The sequence below is a fragment of the Spongiibacter tropicus DSM 19543 genome, assembly GCF_000420325.1.
Classification (GTDB): Bacteria; Pseudomonadota; Gammaproteobacteria; order Pseudomonadales; family Spongiibacteraceae; genus Spongiibacter; species Spongiibacter tropicus.
Genome location: NZ_ATUS01000003.1, coordinates 173,069 through 190,432, shown reverse-complemented (window position 1 = coordinate 190,432; position 17,364 = coordinate 173,069). Strand labels below are relative to the sequence as shown.

Here is a 17,364-nt window from a genome sequence, read left to right as displayed (position 1 = left end):
CGGCGCAAAACTTGTCAAATTATCTGCTGCAACTTGTCATTCTGTTGCCCGGGAGCATTGCTTACCCTGACGCTTTCTCTCCCGCGGCAACATTCTCGCGCTGCGGCAACAATAGTTATAACGACCCCGACTAGATACAGGCAGAACTATGAAAGCGACCAGCTACCAGGATTTCGCAGACGGCTTTTCTGTGGATCAGATCATACAGAATTTCGTGGGCAATTTTAACGACGGTATTAATGCCTGTGTGGAGTTATGCGACCGATGGGCGGATGACAAGGCCCGCATTGCGCTGCGTTACGAGCGTATTGACGGCAGCAGGGGAGAGCTGAGTTTTGCTGAGCTTCAGCGTCGTTCGGCGCAGTTTGCCAACTATTTGACCAGCCTGGGCATTGGTCGGGGTGACCGGGTAGCGGGCTTGTTGCCGCGTACCCCAGAGCTGCTGATTTGTGTCATGGGCGCGCTGCGTGCCGGGGCGGTATACCAGCCGCTGTTTACCGCATTCGGTGCCGGGGCTATTGAGTATCGACTGCAAAAAGCCGGTACCAAGCTGGTGGTGACCAACACCGAGCAGTGGCCGAAACTCAGTGAGGTGACCGAACTGCCCAATACGCTGCTGCTGGCGGAGGCCGACGCAGCGGAGGCGGCGCAGGCCGGTGCGCTATTTTACCCGTCACTGGATGCCCAATCCGAGGTGTTTGAGCCGGTGCTGCTGGGCGAGGATGATCCCTTCCTGCAAATGTTTACTTCCGGCACAACGGGCAAGGCCAAAGGGGTCGCCGTACCGCTGAAGGCGCTGATGGCCTTCTACATGTACATGCATTATGCCGTGGGCTTGCGCCAGAGTGACCGCTTCTGGAATGTGGCGGATCCCGGCTGGGCCTACGGGCTTTACTACGGCATTGTCGGGCCGCTGCTGCTGGGCTGTACCACTCACTTTAACGAGGCCGGATTTACCGCCGAGAATACGCTGGAGTTTCTGCGTCGCAATCAGATCAACAACCTGGCGGCGGCCCCCACCGCTTACCGGTTGCTGATGGCGAATGAAGAGCTGATCGCCCAGTATCCGGAGATTTCTCTGGATCGGGCCAGCAGTGCCGGAGAACCGCTGAACCCGGAAGTGGTGAACTGGATGCGTCGGCTGTTCGATTGTCAGGTGTACGACCAGTACGGCCAGACTGAAACCGGCATGACGTCCGGCAATTTCCACGAGCTGGAGCACCCCTTTCGCGACGCGAGCATGGGTTACGCGATTCCCGGCTACCGCCTGGTGGCGCTGGACAGTGACTTCAATGAGGTGGGCGCGGGAGAGACCGGGGAGCTGGCGGTGGATATGGAACAGTCACCGCTGTTCTTCTTTCCGGGCTATCTGGGTGGTGAGAAAAAACCGTATCACGGCAAATACTATTTAACTGGCGATCTGGTGGTCAGCAACGGCGACGGTTCGCACTCATACACCGGGCGCGACGACGACATTATCGCGTCGGCGGGCTACCGCATCGGGCCTGCCGAGGTGGAAAGCAGTCTGCTGGAGCACGAAGCGGTAATCGAGAGCGGTGTGGTCGGCAAACCCCACCCCAAGCGTGGCACCATTGTGAAGGCCTATGTGGTATTGGGCGACGCCCATGAGCCCACACCAGAAATGATTGAGCGCCTGCAACACCATGTGCGCCAGCGCCTGTCCACGCACTCCTACCCCCGTGAGATCGCGTTTGTCGAGGAACTGCCGAAGACCTCCAGCGGCAAGATCCAGCGCTTTGTCCTGCGTCAGCGTGCGGAAGAGGAAGCCCGCAACGGCGATTAAGTGCACCGTTGCGGCAGCGTATCAGTCAGCGATTTGTCCGGGCGTGAGCAGGTAGTGACCCACAAACCACTCCTTGCCGCCGTCATAGGCAAACAGCTCGGCGCAGGCAAGCAGGAACATGCGCCAGCGATTGAGCTGCACCCGAGGGTTGGGCGCATCGGCCAAGACCTTCAGGGCCTCGCTGCGCTGACCGTCCAGCTTCTCCAGCCAGGCTTCCAGCGTTTTGGCGTAGTGCACACCATTGACCCGCCAGCTATCGACGATGCGCATATGCTCGGAGAAATGCATCAGGGTGTCGAAGGCGGGCATCTGGCCGCCGGCAAAGAAGTTGTCGGTCATCCAGCCGCCGTCGAAGGGGTAGTGCAGATGTGCATGACAGAAAATATGCACAAACATCAGGCCCTCGGGCTCCAGCCACTGCGATACGTTCTTCAGCAGCTCCCGGTAGTTGCGCACATGCTCAAGCATCTCAATGCTGACAATGCGGTCGAAGCGCTTGCTTAGTTGCAGTTCCGCCACGTTGCAGGTGATCACTTCCAGATTCTTCAGGCCGCGTTCCAGGGCCTTGGCTTCGATAAACTCCCGTTGGCCATGAGAGTTGGAAACCGCGGTAATTTCGGCGTTGGGGAACTGCTCAGCTGCCCAAAGACAGAAGCTGCCCCAGCCGCAGCCCAACTCCAGAATCCGCTGTCCGTCCTGCAATTGGGCGCGCTGCACATACATCGCCAGCATGGCGTCTTCTGACTGGTCCAGTGAGTTGCAGTTGTCGTCCCACCAGCAACTGGAGTATTTCAGACGGCGGCCCAGCATCAGCTCAAACAGTCCGGCGGGCACTTCGTAGTGCTGGCTGTTGGCGTCGTCGGTATTGACGGCGATTTCAGATTGGCGCAAGGCCTGCCGGAATTCACGGCGGCGGCGCTCGCTGGCATTGAGGTCGTCGCGACCCTCCTGTTCCAAGCGTTCCTGCAGTTGTCGGCGAATGCCACGACGGATCAGGGTGTCTGGAATCAGACCTTTTTCGGCAAGGGTAATCGGGTCGAGCATGGTGATCTCCGGCGTTGTCGATGTGGTGACAATAATTAAGTCTACGTACAATCGGAGGCAGTGGATGAACACGGCATGATTAACTGCGCTGCGTTCTGTGAAATGAAGGATGGTGCTGCCACCGCTGAGGGGCCATCATTGGAAGGATGAAATGCCGCCCCGTGTCGGGCGCTTGTTGAGGAGACATCGAATGAGCCTGGAGCTAACCGGTCCCAGTTCACACATCTACATTTCCCAGCGTTTGCGACTGCATTATGTCGATTGGGGCAACCCCGGCGCACCGCCGTTGATTTTGATTCACGGCAACCAGGACCACTGCCGCAACTGGGACTGGATCGCACAGGAACTGCGCCACGACTGGCACATTATTGCGCCGGATCTGCGTGGGCATGGCGACAGCGCCTGGTCGCCCGATGGCCAGTACAGCTTTGAAGCCTATGTCTGTGATATTGCCCAGTTGATCAATCAGAAGAAGCTGGGGCCAGCCACTATCGTTGGTCACTCCATGGGCGGGAATATTTCTGCCCGCTACGCCTCTGTCTACCCCGAGAACGTCAAAAAACTGGTGTGTATTGAGGGGATTTTTCCGAATATTGCCGATGCGCTGGCCTGCGAGAACATGAGCTACCGGCAGACCATGCGTGAATGGGTCGGGGTGCGCCAGAGCATGTCGGCGCGACAACCCCGCCGTTACGCCACGATCAACGATGCCTTTCAGCGGATGCGCGATGAAAACCCGCATCTCACTGAAGCACAGGCGCGGCACCTGACCTATCACGGTGCCAGCCAGAACGAAGACGGCACCTACAGTTGGAAATTCGACAACTACACCCGCAAGCACAACCGCCTCGAAAGCGGTGAGACCGAAGTGCGCGAAATCTACTCCAACATCGAGTGCCCGACCTTTCTCGCCTGGGGTACCGAAACCTTTGTGGAAGATCCGGAAGAGAGTGGCCGCATGAGCTATTTTCAGGATGCGTTTATCAAGCGCTATCCGGGCGCCAGCCACTGGGTCCACCACGATAAACTCGACGATTTCCTGCGCGACCTGAAGGACTTTATTGACTAAGCGCATGACGCAAGACCTGCCGATTGTCGAGCTGCTTCCCGCGCTGCGGGCGCAGCTCGACACCCACGATGAACTGGTTCTGGAAGCGCCGCCCGGCGCCGGTAAAACCACGCAGGTGCCGCTGGCGCTGCTTGATGCTCCGTGGTTGCGTGGTCAGAAAGTGCTGATGTTGGAACCCCGCCGCCTGGCCGCGAGAGGGGCGGCGGAGCGCATGGCCGCACTGTTGGGCGAGCCCGTGGGCCAGACGGTGGGCTATCGCGTTCGCCTCGAAAGCAAGGTGTCGGCGCAGACGCGCATTGAGGTGATAACCGAGGGGATTCTCACTCGGTTGTTGCAGGACGACCCGAGTCTGGAGGGGGTGGGCCTGCTGATTTTTGACGAATTCCACGAGCGCAGTCTCGACGCCGACCTCGGCCTGGCATTGGCGCTGGAAGGACGGCGCCTGTTCGGCGAGCTTCGCGACACGCCACTGAAAATCCTGCTGATGTCCGCCACCCTCAACGGTGAAGCACTGTGCGCGTTTCTGGATGACGCGCCGCTGCTCAGCAGCGAGGGGCGACAGTACCCGGTAACGCTGCACTATCAGCGGCAGCCCGCCCGAGGGCGACAGGGCGCCAAGGATATCGTCACAGAGGTTTGTGCGGCGGTGCAGGCGGCCTGCAATGTGCACGCCGGCAGCTTGTTGGTGTTTCTGCCCGGACAGGGCGAGATTCGACGCTGCGCAGCGCAGCTAGAGGGCCAGCTCGATGCCTCCACCGACATTGCCCCGCTGTACGGCAATCTGAGTCTCGACGCCCAGCGCCTCGCGATTGCCGCCTCGCCGGAGGGGCGAAGAAAAGTGGTGCTGGCCACCAATATCGCCGAGAGCAGCCTGACCATTGACGGTATTGAGGTGGTGATTGACAGCGGTTTGGAGCGCCGCATGAGTTTTGATCCCCGCAGCGCGACCAGTCGCCTGACCACCCAGCGTATCTCCGCCGCGTCGGCGGCCCAGCGCGCGGGCCGCGCCGGGCGCCTGGGGCCGGGACATTGCTATCGACTGTGGACCGAGAGCGAGCAGAGTGAGTTACCTGAGCAGGGGCGTCCGGAAATTCTCGACAGCGATCTGGGGGCGCTGTGTCTGCAGTGCCTGCAATGGGGCAGTGAGCCCGAGGGGCTGCGCTGGCTGGATCCGCCGCCAGCGGCGCATTGCCGTCAGGCGATGGACCTGCTCACGACGCTCGGCGCGATAGAAAACAGCGCGCAGCTCAGTGCACGCGGCCGGGCCATGGCGGCACTGCCTCTACCGCCCCGGCTGGCCGCGTTGCTGCTGAGCAGCGAGCAACTGGGTTGTGCCGAGGACGCCGCCGCGCTGACCGCACTGCTGGGTGAACGCGACCCGGAAATGGACCGTGGCGCCGATATTCATCCGCGCTTGCTGGCCATTGCGCGCGGCGACAAGCGCTATGGGCGTATCGCCCAGCAGGCCAGGCAGTATCGTCGTTTGTTACCTCGTGTAAGCCGTGAGGAAGTTGATGAAACGGCCCTGATGGTTGCCGCGGCGCTGGCTTTTCCCGACCGTATTGCCCGCGCCCAGAGTGATGGCGGCACCGATTATCAGCTCAGTAATGGTCGCCGAGCGGTGTTGGCCGAGCACGACAGTCTGCGGGGCAGCCCCTATTTGCTGGTGCTGGACCTGGGAGGACACAGTGGTCAGCGCAGCGACCGCATTCATCTGGCCTGCCGCCTGGATTCAGCGCTATTCAGCTCGGCGCTGGATGCCTTGGTGAGCGAGCAGTTGGTGGCGGACTGGGATGAAAAACTCGGGCGATTTGTCGCCGAACGCCAGCGCTGGATCGGCAAGCTGATACTGGATCGCCAGCCTCAACCCCAGCTCAATGCGGCGCAGCGGACGAGCGCCTTGCTGGGGCTGTTGCGTCGGCGGGGGCTGAGCCTGCTGAATTGGAGTGAGTCCGCCGAACAGTTGCGGGGGCGGGTCGCGCTGATGCGCCGCTACGACTGTGCCCCCGGCGGCTGGCCTGTGCTGGATGATGAGGCCTTGCTGGACCGTATTGAGGACTGGCTGCTGCCGTATCTGACCGGGGTTAAAAATTTGCGAGACCTTCAGGCATTGGATATGCACAACATTCTGATGGCGACGTTGGATTGGCCTCAGCAGCAGGCGCTGCAAAAACAGGTGCCGGAGCGTTTGGCCGTGCCTTCCGGGTCGCAGATTCGGCTGGATTACCGGGAGTCGCCGCCGGTACTGGCGGTAAAGCTGCAGGAGATGTTTGGCTGTGAAGCTTCACCGCAGGTGGCGGAGGGGCAGCAGACCGTGCTGGTGCACCTGCTGTCGCCCGCGCAGCGCCCGCTGGCGGTGACTGCCGATCTGGCGGGTTTCTGGCGCAATGCCTATCACGACGTGAAAAAAGAGATGAAGGGGCGCTATCCCAAGCACCCCTGGCCCGACGATCCGCTGTCGGCAACGGCTACGGCCTATACCAAGGCACGCCAGCAGCGGCAGGGGACATAGACCGGATTAGCCTGCGGGCTTCTCCGTTGCCGTTGTGAGGGTGGCGGTTTCCGGTTTGGGCAACAGCGGCTTTTTCACGACCGGCCACAGCAGTTCCTCGGCCCAGTGCAGGCGCGGGGAAATGGGGAGTCCGAATTTTTCCTGCCGGCTGTTGGGGATTTTGGCGGTGCTAAACAGCACATCGAACAGAAAGATGGTCACGGCGTAATTGCCGTTGGGGTGGGCATTTTTGCTGCCGTAGGCATGGTGGGCGTGATGGGTGTCGGGCAGTGTGATGATGCGCTCCAGCACTTTCCATACAGGCTCTGAAGCGGGCAGCTTCTCTCGCAGCCATAGATCCCAGCGGTAGCTGCTGTGCGTGCCGAGATTCACAATGTACGTGGTCAGCACCGCCGCGAGGAAGGGCGCGGTCAGGCCGTAGTACACGGCAATGGCGCCCATCCAGGTTTGTGGCAGCATGAAGACCCAAAAGAAGTTGTAGCGGTAGACCACCGAGACGTTCAGATGCTGGGCGCTGTGGTGCGTACGATGAACTTTCCACAGCCAGCGCCACTCGTGGGCGGCCCGGTGCAAGCAGTAGTGGGCGAATTCCTCAGTGACAAAAATAAGGGGAAACGCCAGCCAGAACGCCGTGCCTGCCAGACTGCCTGCGTGTGCCGGCAGCCAATGGGTGAGCGCCCAGCCAATCGCACTGCCTATCAGTGCACCCGCGAGCAAGACATTCGAGCCGAATCCAAACAGCATAAACAGCACATCCCGCCAGGGGCGCGGTGAGCGTTTCAGTCGACCACCGAACAGCTCGGTGGCAAAGGCAAACAGAAACAAGCCAAGAATGAACAGGGTGACGTTGGGCATCGGGTCCACGATTATTATCCTCTTGTTATGCGGATTCAGTGCGGTGCGGGGCCATCAGACCGGCCAGTGAATAATTAATAAGATCCTGTATGCGCCATTCCAGCTCCTGCTCATTCATCTTCACCGAGCCGCTGTGTTGCAGTTCATCCCAGTAGGCGACGCTGTGAATAATATGCCGGCCCATGAGGGCCTGCCGGGAGTGGCGAATGGCCTCGGGCATATCTGCCGGCAGCTGAGCGCTCAGCAAGGCTGAAATACGCAACAGCGCTTGTGAACGGGCGCGGTTTTCGAAGAACAGCCTCTGCCAGCGAGGGCGGCTGAGTAGCTGCCCCAGCAGGTTCAGGTAGCGGCTGTTGCCATCGCCGCGCAGCAGTTCTTCGGCCAGGGGGCGAATCATGGCGTCGAGCAGGGCTCGGGGTGAGGCCGCTCCGCCGTGTACGTTAATCGCCGCCAACAGGCTCTCGCGCTGCGCATTAATGTTTCCGGCGCGCTCGTCAATAATCGCGTTCACCAGACCGTCGAAGGAGCCAAAGTGGTAATTCACCGCAGAGTGGTTCTTCTGTCCGGCTTCACGCGCCAGCTCACGGCTGGATACGCCGTCTATGCCTTTTTCGGCAATCAGGCGCTCAGCGACCCGCAACATCTTTTGCGCGGCCGGGCTTCGGTTTGTCTTGCTTGTTTCAGTTTTCATAGGGCTAGCCTATGCCCTGCCAGACGTTTGAGTCAACTGTCTTAAAATTAAATTTATGTTGGTTTTCGGCGGGCATAAAAAAGCCGGCATGGTGCCGGCAAGCGGGTGATTACCTGGGTGTTGCGTTCGTGCTAGCGAATAAAGCGGGCGGCGAATGTCGCCATCTGATCGGTTTTCTGGTCGACGCTGCTCTGATCGACGCCATCGGTGTAGGGATTGCGGAAGGCAATATGGCATTCGTCCACGCCCAGGTCGCGCAGTGCGTCCAGCCCCTTGGCACTGAATGCATCGGCGCTGCTGACCTGAATGCGGAAGGGCAGGTGGTCGCGCTCAAATGCTTTGCGATAGCTGTTGAGCTTGTCGATCAGTATCCGGTAGTCCTCAAGGCTGCCGCCCGCGCCGATCCAGCCGTCACCGGCACGCGCCGCGCGTTTCAGAGCCGCATCGGAGTGACCGCCGATCAAAATGGGTTGAGGGCTTCCGGCCGGGCAGAGCTGCATGCTGGCGAGCTGAATCTGTTTGCCGTCGTGTGCAAAAAACTCGCCCGTTAACAGGCCGCGAATAATGGCGATCTGATCATCCAGTCGTGCGCCGCGTTTCTCCCAAGGAATTTGGCAACCTTCAAAATCCTCGGGCCAGGGGCTGATGCCCACGCCGAAATCGAGCCGGTCTCCGCAGAGTGCCGACAGGGTGGAAAGCTGTTTGGCGACGACCAGCGGCTGGCGAACAGCGAGTTTATAGACTGCCGTAATAAACCGCAGGCGTTTTGTTTGTCCGGCCAGGTAGGGAATGGCGACTAACGGCTCGACAAAGGGCTGGTCTTTGAGAAACTCGCGAGAGCCGTCGCCGTTGTACGGATAGTTGGCTGAGGCGTGCTCGGGATAACAGAGGCTGTCTGGCAGCGCCATGCTATTGAAGCCCAGCTCCTCGGCGGCATTTGCCAGAGGCAGGTATTGATCAGGTGGACACATGCTGGGGCTGTAGCTGAATTTCATCGCGACTCCATAGTGCAGACTGTCGACCGTTGGGTCGATTCAGGAATTCGCGACCATGCTAGCGGCCTGTCGCCGCTTTGCTCAGGACATTTCCCATCAACTTTGCCAACAAAAACAACCAGCCCGATAGCGAAGGCAAGGGCAGTCGGAAATGTGCATAAAAATAGTTGTTTTTGTCGTCGGGTTTACCACGGCGGCTCGCTACCATCACTTCACAATAATCAGGAGGAACTATGACTGAGCGTTATCTGGAAGGAAAAACGGCACTGGTAAGTGGCGCAGGGCAAGGCGTCGGGCAGGGGATTGCACTGGCGCTCGCCGAGCGCGGCGCCGCCGTGGCTTTGCTCGGCCGCAGTCTCGATAAGCTGGAAACAACGCGTGACCTGATCGAGGCGGCGGGTGGAAAAGCACTGGCCGTTGCCGCCAACGTAAAGAGCGCCGACGAGCTGGCTGCCGCTGTTGAGGCAAGCGTCTCGCATTTTGGTGGCCTGAATATTCTGGTGAATAACGCGCAGGAAGTCCCGCTGGGTAATTTGCTGGATCTGAAGGAAGACGCGATTGAGGCGGGCTGGCAGTCAGGTCCGGTGGCGACATTCCGTCTGATGCGCCTGTGTTATCCGCACCTGAAGGGCGATGGTGTGATCGTGAACCTGGCGTCGTCGGCGGCCATGCGTTGGGACATGTCTGGCTACGGTGCCTACGCAGCGGTAAAGGAAGCGATTCGTTCTCTGAGCAGGGCAGCGGCTTGTGAGTGGGCGCCTGAGGGCATTCGAACCAATGTGATTCTGCCGCATGCCATGTCGCCGTCGCTGAAGTGGTGGACGGAAACGCGTCCGGACGAAGCGGCAGAGTTTGTGGCGTCGATCCCCATGCGTCGTATTGGCGAGTGTAAAGAAGATATCGGTGAGTTTGTGGCCACCTTGTGCAGCGAGTCCTGCCGTTATGTTAACGGCCAGAGCATTGCGCTGGATGGCGGTCAGGCCAGTCTGGGCTGAGAGAAATAAGGAGAACATGATGGGCAGTTATATCGTTACGGGAGCGGCATCAGGTATTGGTGCGGCCGTGGTTGCGCGCCTTCAAGCTGATGGCGAGAAGGTGATTGGGCTGGATCGCCAGGATGCCGACATCATTGCCGATCTGTCGACAGTATCCGGTCGGCAAGGGGCCGTTGAGCAGTGTCTGAATGCCTGCCCGGAGGGGGTGGATGGTTTGGTGTGTTGCGCCGGCGTGGGGGGAACGCATCCGCTGACGTCGCTGATTCCTGAAGTGAATTTTTTCGGCTCGACCGCATTGCTTGAGGGCTTGGCAGACAGTCTGGCCTCGCGTCGTGGCAGCGCTGTGTTTGTGTCCTCGAACTCCGCGCCGCATCCCAGTGACGAACAGTATATGCAGGCGTTGATTGACGGTAACCGGGAACTGCTTGCTGAGCGACTGCCCGAACTCAGCGGTCATCAGGCTTATAGTGGCTCGAAACAGGCAATCGCCCGCTGGATGCGGCATCAGGCGCCAGATTATGCGCGCAAAGGTGTGCGCCTGAACGCCGTGGCGCCGGGCTACACGCGCACAGCGATGACGGCCGAGACAGAAAATCACCCGGACTATGCCGCGGCAATAAAAGAATTTTTGGAGAGCATCCCCTTGGGTCGTGCGGGTGAGGCAAGCGATATCGCCAATGCGATTGGCTTTCTGCTCAGCCGCGAGGCCGCTTTTGTTTGCGGTTCCCTGCTGTACGTGGATGGCGGTCACGATGCCATGTTTCGGCCGGATGTCATTTAAGGAGCGCGTGTATGGCAAAGGCAGAAGACTATGGCTTGGGGCCCAATACCTTTCCCAGAGGCTGGTTTCTGATTGCGGAATCCTGCGAGTTGGAAGATCGTCCCGTTCCACTGCGTTATTTTGCGAGAGACTTCGCGCTGTACCGCAGTGAAGAGGGGTGGCCGGTGCTGCTGGACGCCTATTGTCCGCATATGCAGTGCCATATTGCGGCCAGCGATTCGGCGGTGATTGCCCGCGAGGGGGCGCAGATCGAAGGTTCGTCTATTCGCTGCCCCTATCACGGCTGGCGTTTCGGTCCCGACGGCGTCTGTGATGATATTCCCTATCATGACGGCCCCAAACCCCGCTCGGCAAAGCTCACCAGTTATCCGGTGGTGGAGCAGTTGGGGGGCATCTGGATGTGGTTTGATCCCGATGGTGGCGAACCCGCCTACCCCGCGCCGGATCTGGCGCAGTGGCACCAGCCGCAATGGATTCACTGGCGCATGGATCACCTGGGTGAGTTGCCGGTCAATCCCCAGGAAGTGATCGACAATATGGCCGATGCGCGCCATCTCGGTCCCACCCACGGCGCGCCCTGTGAGTACTTTGAGAATGAGTGGCGCGACCATATTTATATCCAGCGTCAGGGCGGCTTCCATCAGGAATACCAGGCCATGCTGAAAACGGTGACCTGGTATACCGGGCCCGGTGTGTTGCTATCGCACCAGTTGTTTGGCGACGTGGAAAGTATTGAGCTGATCGCCAATACACCCGTGGAAGACGGTGTTTGTCGACTCTGGCACGGCTTGCTGGTGAACAGCCAGGTCGACAAGCCCGGAGACGATGAGCGGGAGCAGGCGGCGGCGTTACAAGCCGGAGCGCTGGACTCACTGGCCTCGGATTTTGCCGTCTGGAAACACAAGGGCTCGGCAATTCGTGTACTGCAATTGAAGTCTGACGGCCCTTTCGGGCGCGGACGTCAGTGGTACAAGCAGTTCTTTCAAGACGATGAAAGCGCGGTCGCTACCCGGCAGGCGGTGAACGGCATTGCCCATATCGACGATCTGGAGCGGCCCGATGAAGACAGTCGCCGCATAGAGTCTGAACTGAATCTGCAGCCGTGAACGCCTTGGCTACTTAAAGATTCAAGATGAACGTTTCCGCGCATTTTTATGGCTGTTTTTGTCGTCGTTTTTTATCCGCTGGGGCGTAAGATTTTCGCTAAGACGAGTGAGGGGCTGTTGCGCCATTGCTGCCGATACCTCCTCTCTCCGCCTACCAAAATACTGATAACGACATGAATGGGCACAGGCAATGAAAGACGATAACGACATCATTCCGTAGCGAAGCGTCCGGGGTTTTCCGCCGGAGATACCTTCCCACTTTTTGACTCAAGCGGCCTGCCATCGGGCGAGCCGTTGACGGTTTGCTGTTGCCTGCATTCTCAGCTTTCCGTCAGCCAGATAACTAATGCTAACGGTTGAGAGACCGCCATTCTTAACCTCAATAATGAAAACGGAGTTATGGCATGAAGAATTATCCATTCACTGCAGGTGCACGGCTGAAGGTATTGCCCTTGGCGATATCACTGCTTTCGCTGCCTACCCTGGTGTCAAACGCGTCGGCGCAGGCCCTTGAAGAGGTTCTGGTTACCGCAGAGCGCCGTGTCGAATCGCTGCAGGACACGCCCATATCAATTACCGCGCTGAACAGTGAGGGGATCGATAAGCGCGGCATTACCAACACCGACGATATGTTCGCGTCGATGCCGGGTATGGGCGGCTATTCCGCGCCCGGTTCGCGCGGTGCAACCAGTCTGAGTATTCGCGGTATTTCCGGTGGCGTGGGCTCAAATATTTCACTGGACCCGGCTGTCGGGATGTATGTGGATGGTGTCTATGTCGGCAAAATGCTCGGCACAGCCATGGATGTTGCGCAGATCGAGCGCATTGAAATTCTCCGTGGTCCGCAGGGCACCCTTTATGGCCGGAACTCAACGGCCGGTGCGATTAACGTGATTTCGCGTAAACCACTGGGCGAGTTTGCCGCCGATCTGACCGCGGGACTCGGCAACTACGGACTGCGCACCTTGAAGGGCAGCGTGGACTTTGATGCGATCGGTGAGGTCGGCGAAGGGGCCGGCAAACTCAGTGCGGCATTGAATTTCCTGAGCAAAGACCGCGACGGCTTCTACGAGAATTACTCCGGTGGCGAGGACTTCGACAATCTGGATCGACTGGCCTGGCGCGCTGCGCTGCGCTGGGAGCCCCGCGAAAATATCACAGTGGACTACATCTACGATCACAGTGAGTTGGATGAGGTGGGGACGCTCCAGAAAGCCGTGGGCTTTACTGCCCTGAATACTCAGGGCACCAGCCGACTGGATTTTCTGAAGAACACCGTATTGCCGAGTGCTCAGGGTCTGGCGATGGCGCCGGGTGCCGATGGCCGTATCGCCAGCCGCTGGATTCCCTCTATTCAGAAAACTATCGATGCCTACGAGCAGGTATTGGCCAGAGGCGAAGGGCGGCCTAAAGGCGGCTGGGCGGATAATCCCCCGGTCAGCGAGAACGAGTCTGACGGTCACGCCATCACTGCTGAGTGGTTCCTGGGTGAGCGCGGTGTACTGGGTGAAGTCACGCTGAAGTCGATTACGGCTTACCGCGAAATTGAAACCTATGTCTTTGGCGATCTCGAGGATATTGACAGCAGCCTGGATGCCAACGGCATCGGTGCCTACAACGACAATCTCCACCTGGCATTGCTGCAGATCTATGGTCAATTTGGTGGTGCTGGCGCCGACGGCGTGTGGAATGCGATCGACACCTTGGGGGCGGGACACAGCCTGCAGGACACCAGCTCTGCCTATGAGCAGTTTTCTCAGGAGTTCCAGCTCACGGGGGCAACCGCGCAACTGGATTACACCCTGGGTTTGTTCTGGTTCGAGGACGAGTCCAACTACGACCGCAAGGCCGCTTTTGCCTTGCCGCTGGCCGGCCGTCAGGCTGAAAAATATACGCTGAATACGGATGCCTTGGCGCTGTACGGTCAGGGGACCTATCGCTTTGCGCAGCTCGAGGACCGGCTGGCACTGACCATCGGTATGCGCTACACCGAAGAGAAAAAAGCGGTGGCCTATAACTTCGGTAGGGTGGTCAGCCCCTTCGGTGTGACGCCGGCGCGATCTACAGACCTGGATAACAACTTCTACAACTTCAGCTACAACGCGACCGTGGCCTACGATGTGGCTGACAATATCAATGCCTTCCTGCGCTACGCCACCGGCTATCGTTCAGGTGGTTTCAACGGCGAAATCTTTGCCAATGGCTTCGATGAGGAGACCATTGAGCAGGTGGAAGTGGGGGTGAAGTCGGATTGGCTGGATAAGCGACTGCGCGTCAATGCCGGTGTGTATGCCTACAAATACGATGACCTGCAAACCAGTGTGATTGACACCACCTCGGGGACAGCGGCGTCGGCGATCATCAATGCCGGTGTGGCCGAGCGCTGGGGCAGCGAGCTCGAAATCTCGGTAGCGCCTGTTGAAGCGATGGTCGTCAGTCTGGCGTATTCCTACATCCACGGTGACTTTGCCGAGTATCCGAGCACCTGCTTTAACGGCGAATGTATCAAGGGCTACAAGGAGTCAAAACGCGGTAATTCACCGAGCAACAAAGTGAATCTGAGCCTTGACTACACCTTTGCCAGCACCGCCATCGGTGACTTCAACCTGTTTGTTGATGCGAACTGGCAGGATACCTGGGAGCAGGTCAGTCTGGCCCCGGCGGTTATCTCTGATGGTATGGGTGGCCAAGGCGTCTATTCCTTCCCCGTGCGGTCCATGGATGAGCGCACCGTGGTGAACGCGCGTATCAGTCTGAGCAATATCCCGGTGGAAAAAGGTGAGCTGATGGTGTCGCTGTGGGGGAACAACCTGACCGACGACGACTACCCGGCGTACGGTATTAACTTCCAGGGTCTGGGGCTCGAAACTGAACAATACGGTGCGCCGCGGACCTACGGTCTGGAGCTGCGTTACCGCTACTGATTCGCTTGGGCTCTCCCCCCAGCATTCCGGCGGGCTCAGGCCCGCCTTTTTTGTGCCTGTTTCTCCGGTTTCGCCAGGGTTCAGTCGTCGAAAAATTCCGAGCGGTACTGCTTGGGGGTAAGCCCGGTCCAGTTGCGGAAAGAGCGGATAAAGGAGCTCGACTCAAGAAAGCCCAACAGTTCACCAATCTCATGAATTTTCAGCGTGTTTTCACGGAGGTGGCGCATGGCGATATCGCGTCGATAGTGGTCCTTCAGCTCCTGATAGCTGGTGCCCTCGCTCTGCAGGCGGCGGCGCAAGCTCGATGGTGACATGTGCAGGTTTTCCGCCATGTCTTCGAAACTGGGGAGGCTGCCGGCGCCGCTTTTGGCGAGCAGTGAGCGAATGGCGGCGCCGGTACTGGCGGGACGGGAGTCCTGAGCGATCAGCGCGTAAACTGCATTTCGCAGGAAGGCCTCCAGCGACTCCGAGGTATGTACGGTGCGATAGCGCAGACAGTCAGCGTGAAAGCGCATGGCCGTGTAGTCGGCGTCGTAGCTGGGTGTGGCGCCCATCACTGTGTTGACGCTGTTGGTATAGGCGGTAGAAAACTCCGGTGCGGAGATCTGTACGTCAATCAGATCGATATCTCGGCCGACCAGCCACCCCATGAAGGCATGCCAGACCCGGAGTCCTGAGGCCTTGGCCACGGTGTCTGAAAATTCTACGCGATCCCAACTGTCCGGCATGAATTGCGGTTTGATGGTGTTGTTATCGAAGTGATAGCGCAGTTCGGCAGTGTCCCCGTCGACGCTCAGAATGATGTGGTAGCCGGTCATTGGATACACCATGCGCTGATAGCGCTCGGCGCGGCGCAGGGCCTCCTCCAATGTCTGGCAGTTGATAATGCTGTAGCACATGAAGTGAAAAATATCGCTGCCGATTCCGGCGCCCCAGGGAACCGCCACATTCAGTTTCTGCATTTCTTCGGCGGCCAGCTCATACAGGCTGGAATAGCGGTAGCCCGGCAGCAGCGTATCCGGGTCTTCCTGTATCAGGCGATTCATATCGAGGCCGCCGCGCTTGGCAATCGGGGCCGGTTCTATACCGACTTTCTCCAGATAATCCAGCAGCCGCAAAAATTTTCGGACGGGGATTTCATGCTGGATATCGGGCTTGGCTGTAGTCATGGCGATGCGTTCTATTGAGTGATTGCCTGATGCTAAATGTCGGCAATTCTGAAAGTTTATGTGCTTTAGCGATTTATTGTGGTGACTAATATGTGAGTTCAAATAATTAAAAGCAATGACGCAATTGGAGTAGTGATGAACGTGAATAGCCGTGGGTATATCGCTAAGGAGGCTCTGGGTAGTGGAGTCGTTAATGGACTGATCAATGGCGCCTTTGCCTGGTATCTGAGTCGCGATAAAGAGCAGCTACTGGTCTGGGGGGAGAAGGGAATGGTCGTCGACTTTCTGTTCACCGCACTGATTCTTGTTTTCCTGTTGAGTTTGATTGTTCTGCCGCTGCAGCGCCGAAAATTCGCCAAAGCCTCCACCGTTGTTCAGCCTCCCTTCGCATTCATCCGTTATCTGGGTTGGGCCGCCGGGTATCGCGACAGCGTGAAGTCGCTGTTGCTGGCACTGACGGCGGTCGTGGCGTCTCTGCCGTTGTTGTGGTTGGTGTTCTCGCTGATGGGCGCGCAGAGCTATTCGCCCTATGAATTTACCGTGTTGAAAAGTGTTTACACCGGATTGCTGTCGGTGGCAGTGGTACCTGTGGTGATTCTGTTTGCCATGCATCCGGTGCGCCGAATTAAAGAGAAAAAAGAAGGAGAGCTTGTGTGAGCGGAGAACTGCATAACAAGGTGGCGCTGGTCACCGGTGGCGCGACGGGTATCGGGCGTGCGATTACCGAAGAGCTGGTTCGCCAGGGGGCGAAGGTGGCGGTACTGGATATCAATGATGACGCCGGACAGTCGCTGGTCAGCGAGCTCAATGCCAGCGGCGCCGATACGTTTTATCTGCACTGTGATGTCAGCAAGGAAGACGTCGTCAAAGCGGCAGTAAATGCGGTGACTGCGCATTTTGGGCGCTTGGATATTGCCTGCAATAACGCGGCGGTGAGTCGCGGTAACGGGCCTATCCACGAGTTCAGTCGCGAGGTATTCGATCAGACGCTGGAACTGTGCCTGACCAACACCTGGTTGTGCATGAAGTATGAGATTGCCGCGATGTTGGCGCAGGGCGGTGGTGCCATCGTTAACATTTCGTCGAATGCTTCGCTCCGCGGTCAGGCGTTCAACACCGCCTATGCCACGGCGAAAGGCGGGGTGAACATTCTCACCAAGAGTGCGTCGACCGAGTATGCCGCTAAAGGCATTCGTATCAACGCCGTCTCTCCCGGTGTGATCCGGACACCGGGTCTGGAAAAGTATTTTGAAGAGCAGCCCAAAATGGCGGAGAAGTTGCGCAAGGTGGCGCCCATGCAGCGTTTGGGTGAACCCGCGGAGATCGCCAATGCGGTGGCGTTTCTCCTGTCAGAGAAAGCCTCGTTCATTACCGGCCAGCTGCTGTCGGTAGACGGTGGCGGTGCGGTAAGAGGATAAG

At 58.7% G+C, this 17,364-nt stretch carries 14 protein-coding genes; 9 read left to right on the top strand and 5 right to left on the bottom strand.

Translation table 11 applies throughout. The features are described 5' to 3' along the window. Window positions 1-148: 148 nt before the first annotated feature. Window positions 149-1,804 (top strand): AMP-binding protein, encoded by a 1,656-nt coding sequence (locus G411_RS0114260; RefSeq protein ID WP_022959892.1) that lies wholly within the window; start codon window positions 149-151, stop codon window positions 1,802-1,804. A gap of 21 nt (window positions 1,805-1,825) precedes the next feature. Here the strand turns inward: G411_RS0114260 and G411_RS0114255 are convergent, their stop codons facing one another. Continuing rightward, entirely contained in the window at window positions 1,826-2,848 is a 1,023-nt protein-coding gene (locus G411_RS0114255; protein WP_022959891.1) for an SAM-dependent methyltransferase, read from the bottom strand. Window positions 2,849-3,038: 190 nt separating this feature from the next. Between G411_RS0114255 and G411_RS0114250 the strand changes: the two genes are divergently transcribed. Both G411_RS0114250 and hrpB read left to right on the top strand, forming a co-directional pair. Next, entirely contained in the window at window positions 3,039-3,917 is an 879-nt protein-coding gene (locus tag G411_RS0114250) for an alpha/beta fold hydrolase (protein ID WP_022959890.1), read from the top strand. A gap of 4 nt (window positions 3,918-3,921) precedes the next feature. Beyond that, the gene (hrpB, locus tag G411_RS0114245; RefSeq protein WP_022959889.1) at window positions 3,922-6,429 is read left to right on the top strand and encodes an ATP-dependent helicase HrpB; all 2,508 of its coding nucleotides are present in this window, start codon (window positions 3,922-3,924) and stop codon (window positions 6,427-6,429) included. Window positions 6,430-6,435: 6 nt separating this feature from the next. Here the strand turns inward: hrpB and G411_RS0114240 are convergent, their stop codons facing one another. The 3 genes from G411_RS0114240 to G411_RS0114230 form a co-directional block, all read right to left on the bottom strand. After that, window positions 6,436-7,284 carry a sterol desaturase family protein gene (locus G411_RS0114240; RefSeq protein ID WP_245542394.1) on the bottom strand — a complete coding sequence of 283 codons (849 nt, stop codon included), beginning with the start codon at window positions 7,282-7,284 and terminating at the stop codon, window positions 6,436-6,438. A 25-nt stretch (window positions 7,285-7,309) separates the two neighbouring features. Beyond that, window positions 7,310-7,975, bottom strand: a complete 666-nt coding sequence (locus tag G411_RS21595) for a TetR/AcrR family transcriptional regulator (protein WP_022959887.1) — start codon at window positions 7,973-7,975, stop codon at window positions 7,310-7,312. Between the two features lie 131 nt (window positions 7,976-8,106). Continuing rightward, window positions 8,107-8,970 carry a TIGR03619 family F420-dependent LLM class oxidoreductase gene (locus G411_RS0114230; RefSeq protein ID WP_022959886.1) on the bottom strand — a complete coding sequence of 288 codons (864 nt, stop codon included), beginning with the start codon at window positions 8,968-8,970 and terminating at the stop codon, window positions 8,107-8,109. A gap of 233 nt (window positions 8,971-9,203) precedes the next feature. Between G411_RS0114230 and G411_RS0114225 the strand changes: the two genes are divergently transcribed. The 4 genes from G411_RS0114225 (at window position 9,204) to G411_RS0114210 (ending at window position 14,776) form a co-directional block, all read left to right on the top strand. Continuing rightward, window positions 9,204-9,965 (top strand): SDR family NAD(P)-dependent oxidoreductase, encoded by a 762-nt coding sequence (locus tag G411_RS0114225; protein WP_022959885.1) that lies wholly within the window; start codon window positions 9,204-9,206, stop codon window positions 9,963-9,965. A 19-nt stretch (window positions 9,966-9,984) separates the two neighbouring features. Then, complete coding sequence (locus G411_RS0114220) at window positions 9,985-10,746, top strand: SDR family oxidoreductase (protein ID WP_022959884.1); 762 nt, start codon at window positions 9,985-9,987, stop codon at window positions 10,744-10,746. An 11-nt stretch (window positions 10,747-10,757) separates the two neighbouring features. Continuing rightward, window positions 10,758-11,852, top strand: coding sequence for a Rieske 2Fe-2S domain-containing protein (locus G411_RS0114215; protein WP_022959883.1), 1,095 nt, complete (start codon window positions 10,758-10,760; stop codon window positions 11,850-11,852). Window positions 11,853-12,256: 404 nt separating this feature from the next. After that, a complete protein-coding gene (locus G411_RS0114210) occupies window positions 12,257-14,776 on the top strand; it encodes a TonB-dependent receptor (protein ID WP_022959882.1) in 2,520 nt (839 codons plus the stop codon). Between the two features lie 80 nt (window positions 14,777-14,856). Here G411_RS0114210 and G411_RS0114205 read toward each other — a convergent pair whose 3' ends face one another. Then, window positions 14,857-15,945: an AraC family transcriptional regulator gene (locus G411_RS0114205; protein WP_022959881.1), complete on the bottom strand. Its 1,089-nt coding sequence runs from the start codon at window positions 15,943-15,945 to the stop codon at window positions 14,857-14,859. A gap of 135 nt (window positions 15,946-16,080) precedes the next feature. Between G411_RS0114205 and G411_RS0114200 the strand changes: the two genes are divergently transcribed. After that, window positions 16,081-16,602 carry a hypothetical protein gene (locus G411_RS0114200; RefSeq protein ID WP_022959880.1) on the top strand — a complete coding sequence of 174 codons (522 nt, stop codon included), beginning with the start codon at window positions 16,081-16,083 and terminating at the stop codon, window positions 16,600-16,602. Continuing rightward, on the top strand, window positions 16,599-17,363 hold the full coding sequence (locus G411_RS0114195) for an SDR family NAD(P)-dependent oxidoreductase (protein ID WP_022959879.1): 765 nt from the start codon (window positions 16,599-16,601) through the stop codon (window positions 17,361-17,363). The genes G411_RS0114200 and G411_RS0114195 overlap by 4 nt, the downstream gene beginning before the upstream one ends. Window position 17,364 lies beyond the last annotated feature (1 nt).

What these genes read in the sequence shown, in the direction of transcription:
- G411_RS0114260 (WP_022959892.1), top strand. Translation starts at nt 149, where the DNA reads ATGAAAGCGACCAGCTACCAGGATTTCGCAGACGGCTTTTCTGTGGAT.
- G411_RS0114255 (WP_022959891.1), bottom strand. Translation starts at nt 2,848, where the DNA reads ATGCTCGACCCGATTACCCTTGCCGAAAAAGGTCTGATTCCAGACACC.
- G411_RS0114250 (WP_022959890.1), top strand. Translation starts at nt 3,039, where the DNA reads ATGAGCCTGGAGCTAACCGGTCCCAGTTCACACATCTACATTTCCCAG.
- hrpB (WP_022959889.1), top strand. Translation starts at nt 3,922, where the DNA reads ATGACGCAAGACCTGCCGATTGTCGAGCTGCTTCCCGCGCTGCGGGCG.
- G411_RS0114240 (WP_245542394.1), bottom strand. Translation starts at nt 7,284, where the DNA reads ATGCCCAACGTCACCCTGTTCATTCTTGGCTTGTTTCTGTTTGCCTTT.
- G411_RS21595 (WP_022959887.1), bottom strand. Translation starts at nt 7,975, where the DNA reads ATGAAAACTGAAACAAGCAAGACAAACCGAAGCCCGGCCGCGCAAAAG.
- G411_RS0114230 (WP_022959886.1), bottom strand. Translation starts at nt 8,970, where the DNA reads ATGAAATTCAGCTACAGCCCCAGCATGTGTCCACCTGATCAATACCTG.
- G411_RS0114225 (WP_022959885.1), top strand. Translation starts at nt 9,204, where the DNA reads ATGACTGAGCGTTATCTGGAAGGAAAAACGGCACTGGTAAGTGGCGCA.
- G411_RS0114220 (WP_022959884.1), top strand. Translation starts at nt 9,985, where the DNA reads ATGGGCAGTTATATCGTTACGGGAGCGGCATCAGGTATTGGTGCGGCC.
- G411_RS0114215 (WP_022959883.1), top strand. Translation starts at nt 10,758, where the DNA reads ATGGCAAAGGCAGAAGACTATGGCTTGGGGCCCAATACCTTTCCCAGA.
- G411_RS0114210 (WP_022959882.1), top strand. Translation starts at nt 12,257, where the DNA reads ATGAAGAATTATCCATTCACTGCAGGTGCACGGCTGAAGGTATTGCCC.
- G411_RS0114205 (WP_022959881.1), bottom strand. Translation starts at nt 15,945, where the DNA reads ATGACTACAGCCAAGCCCGATATCCAGCATGAAATCCCCGTCCGAAAA.
- G411_RS0114200 (WP_022959880.1), top strand. Translation starts at nt 16,081, where the DNA reads ATGAACGTGAATAGCCGTGGGTATATCGCTAAGGAGGCTCTGGGTAGT.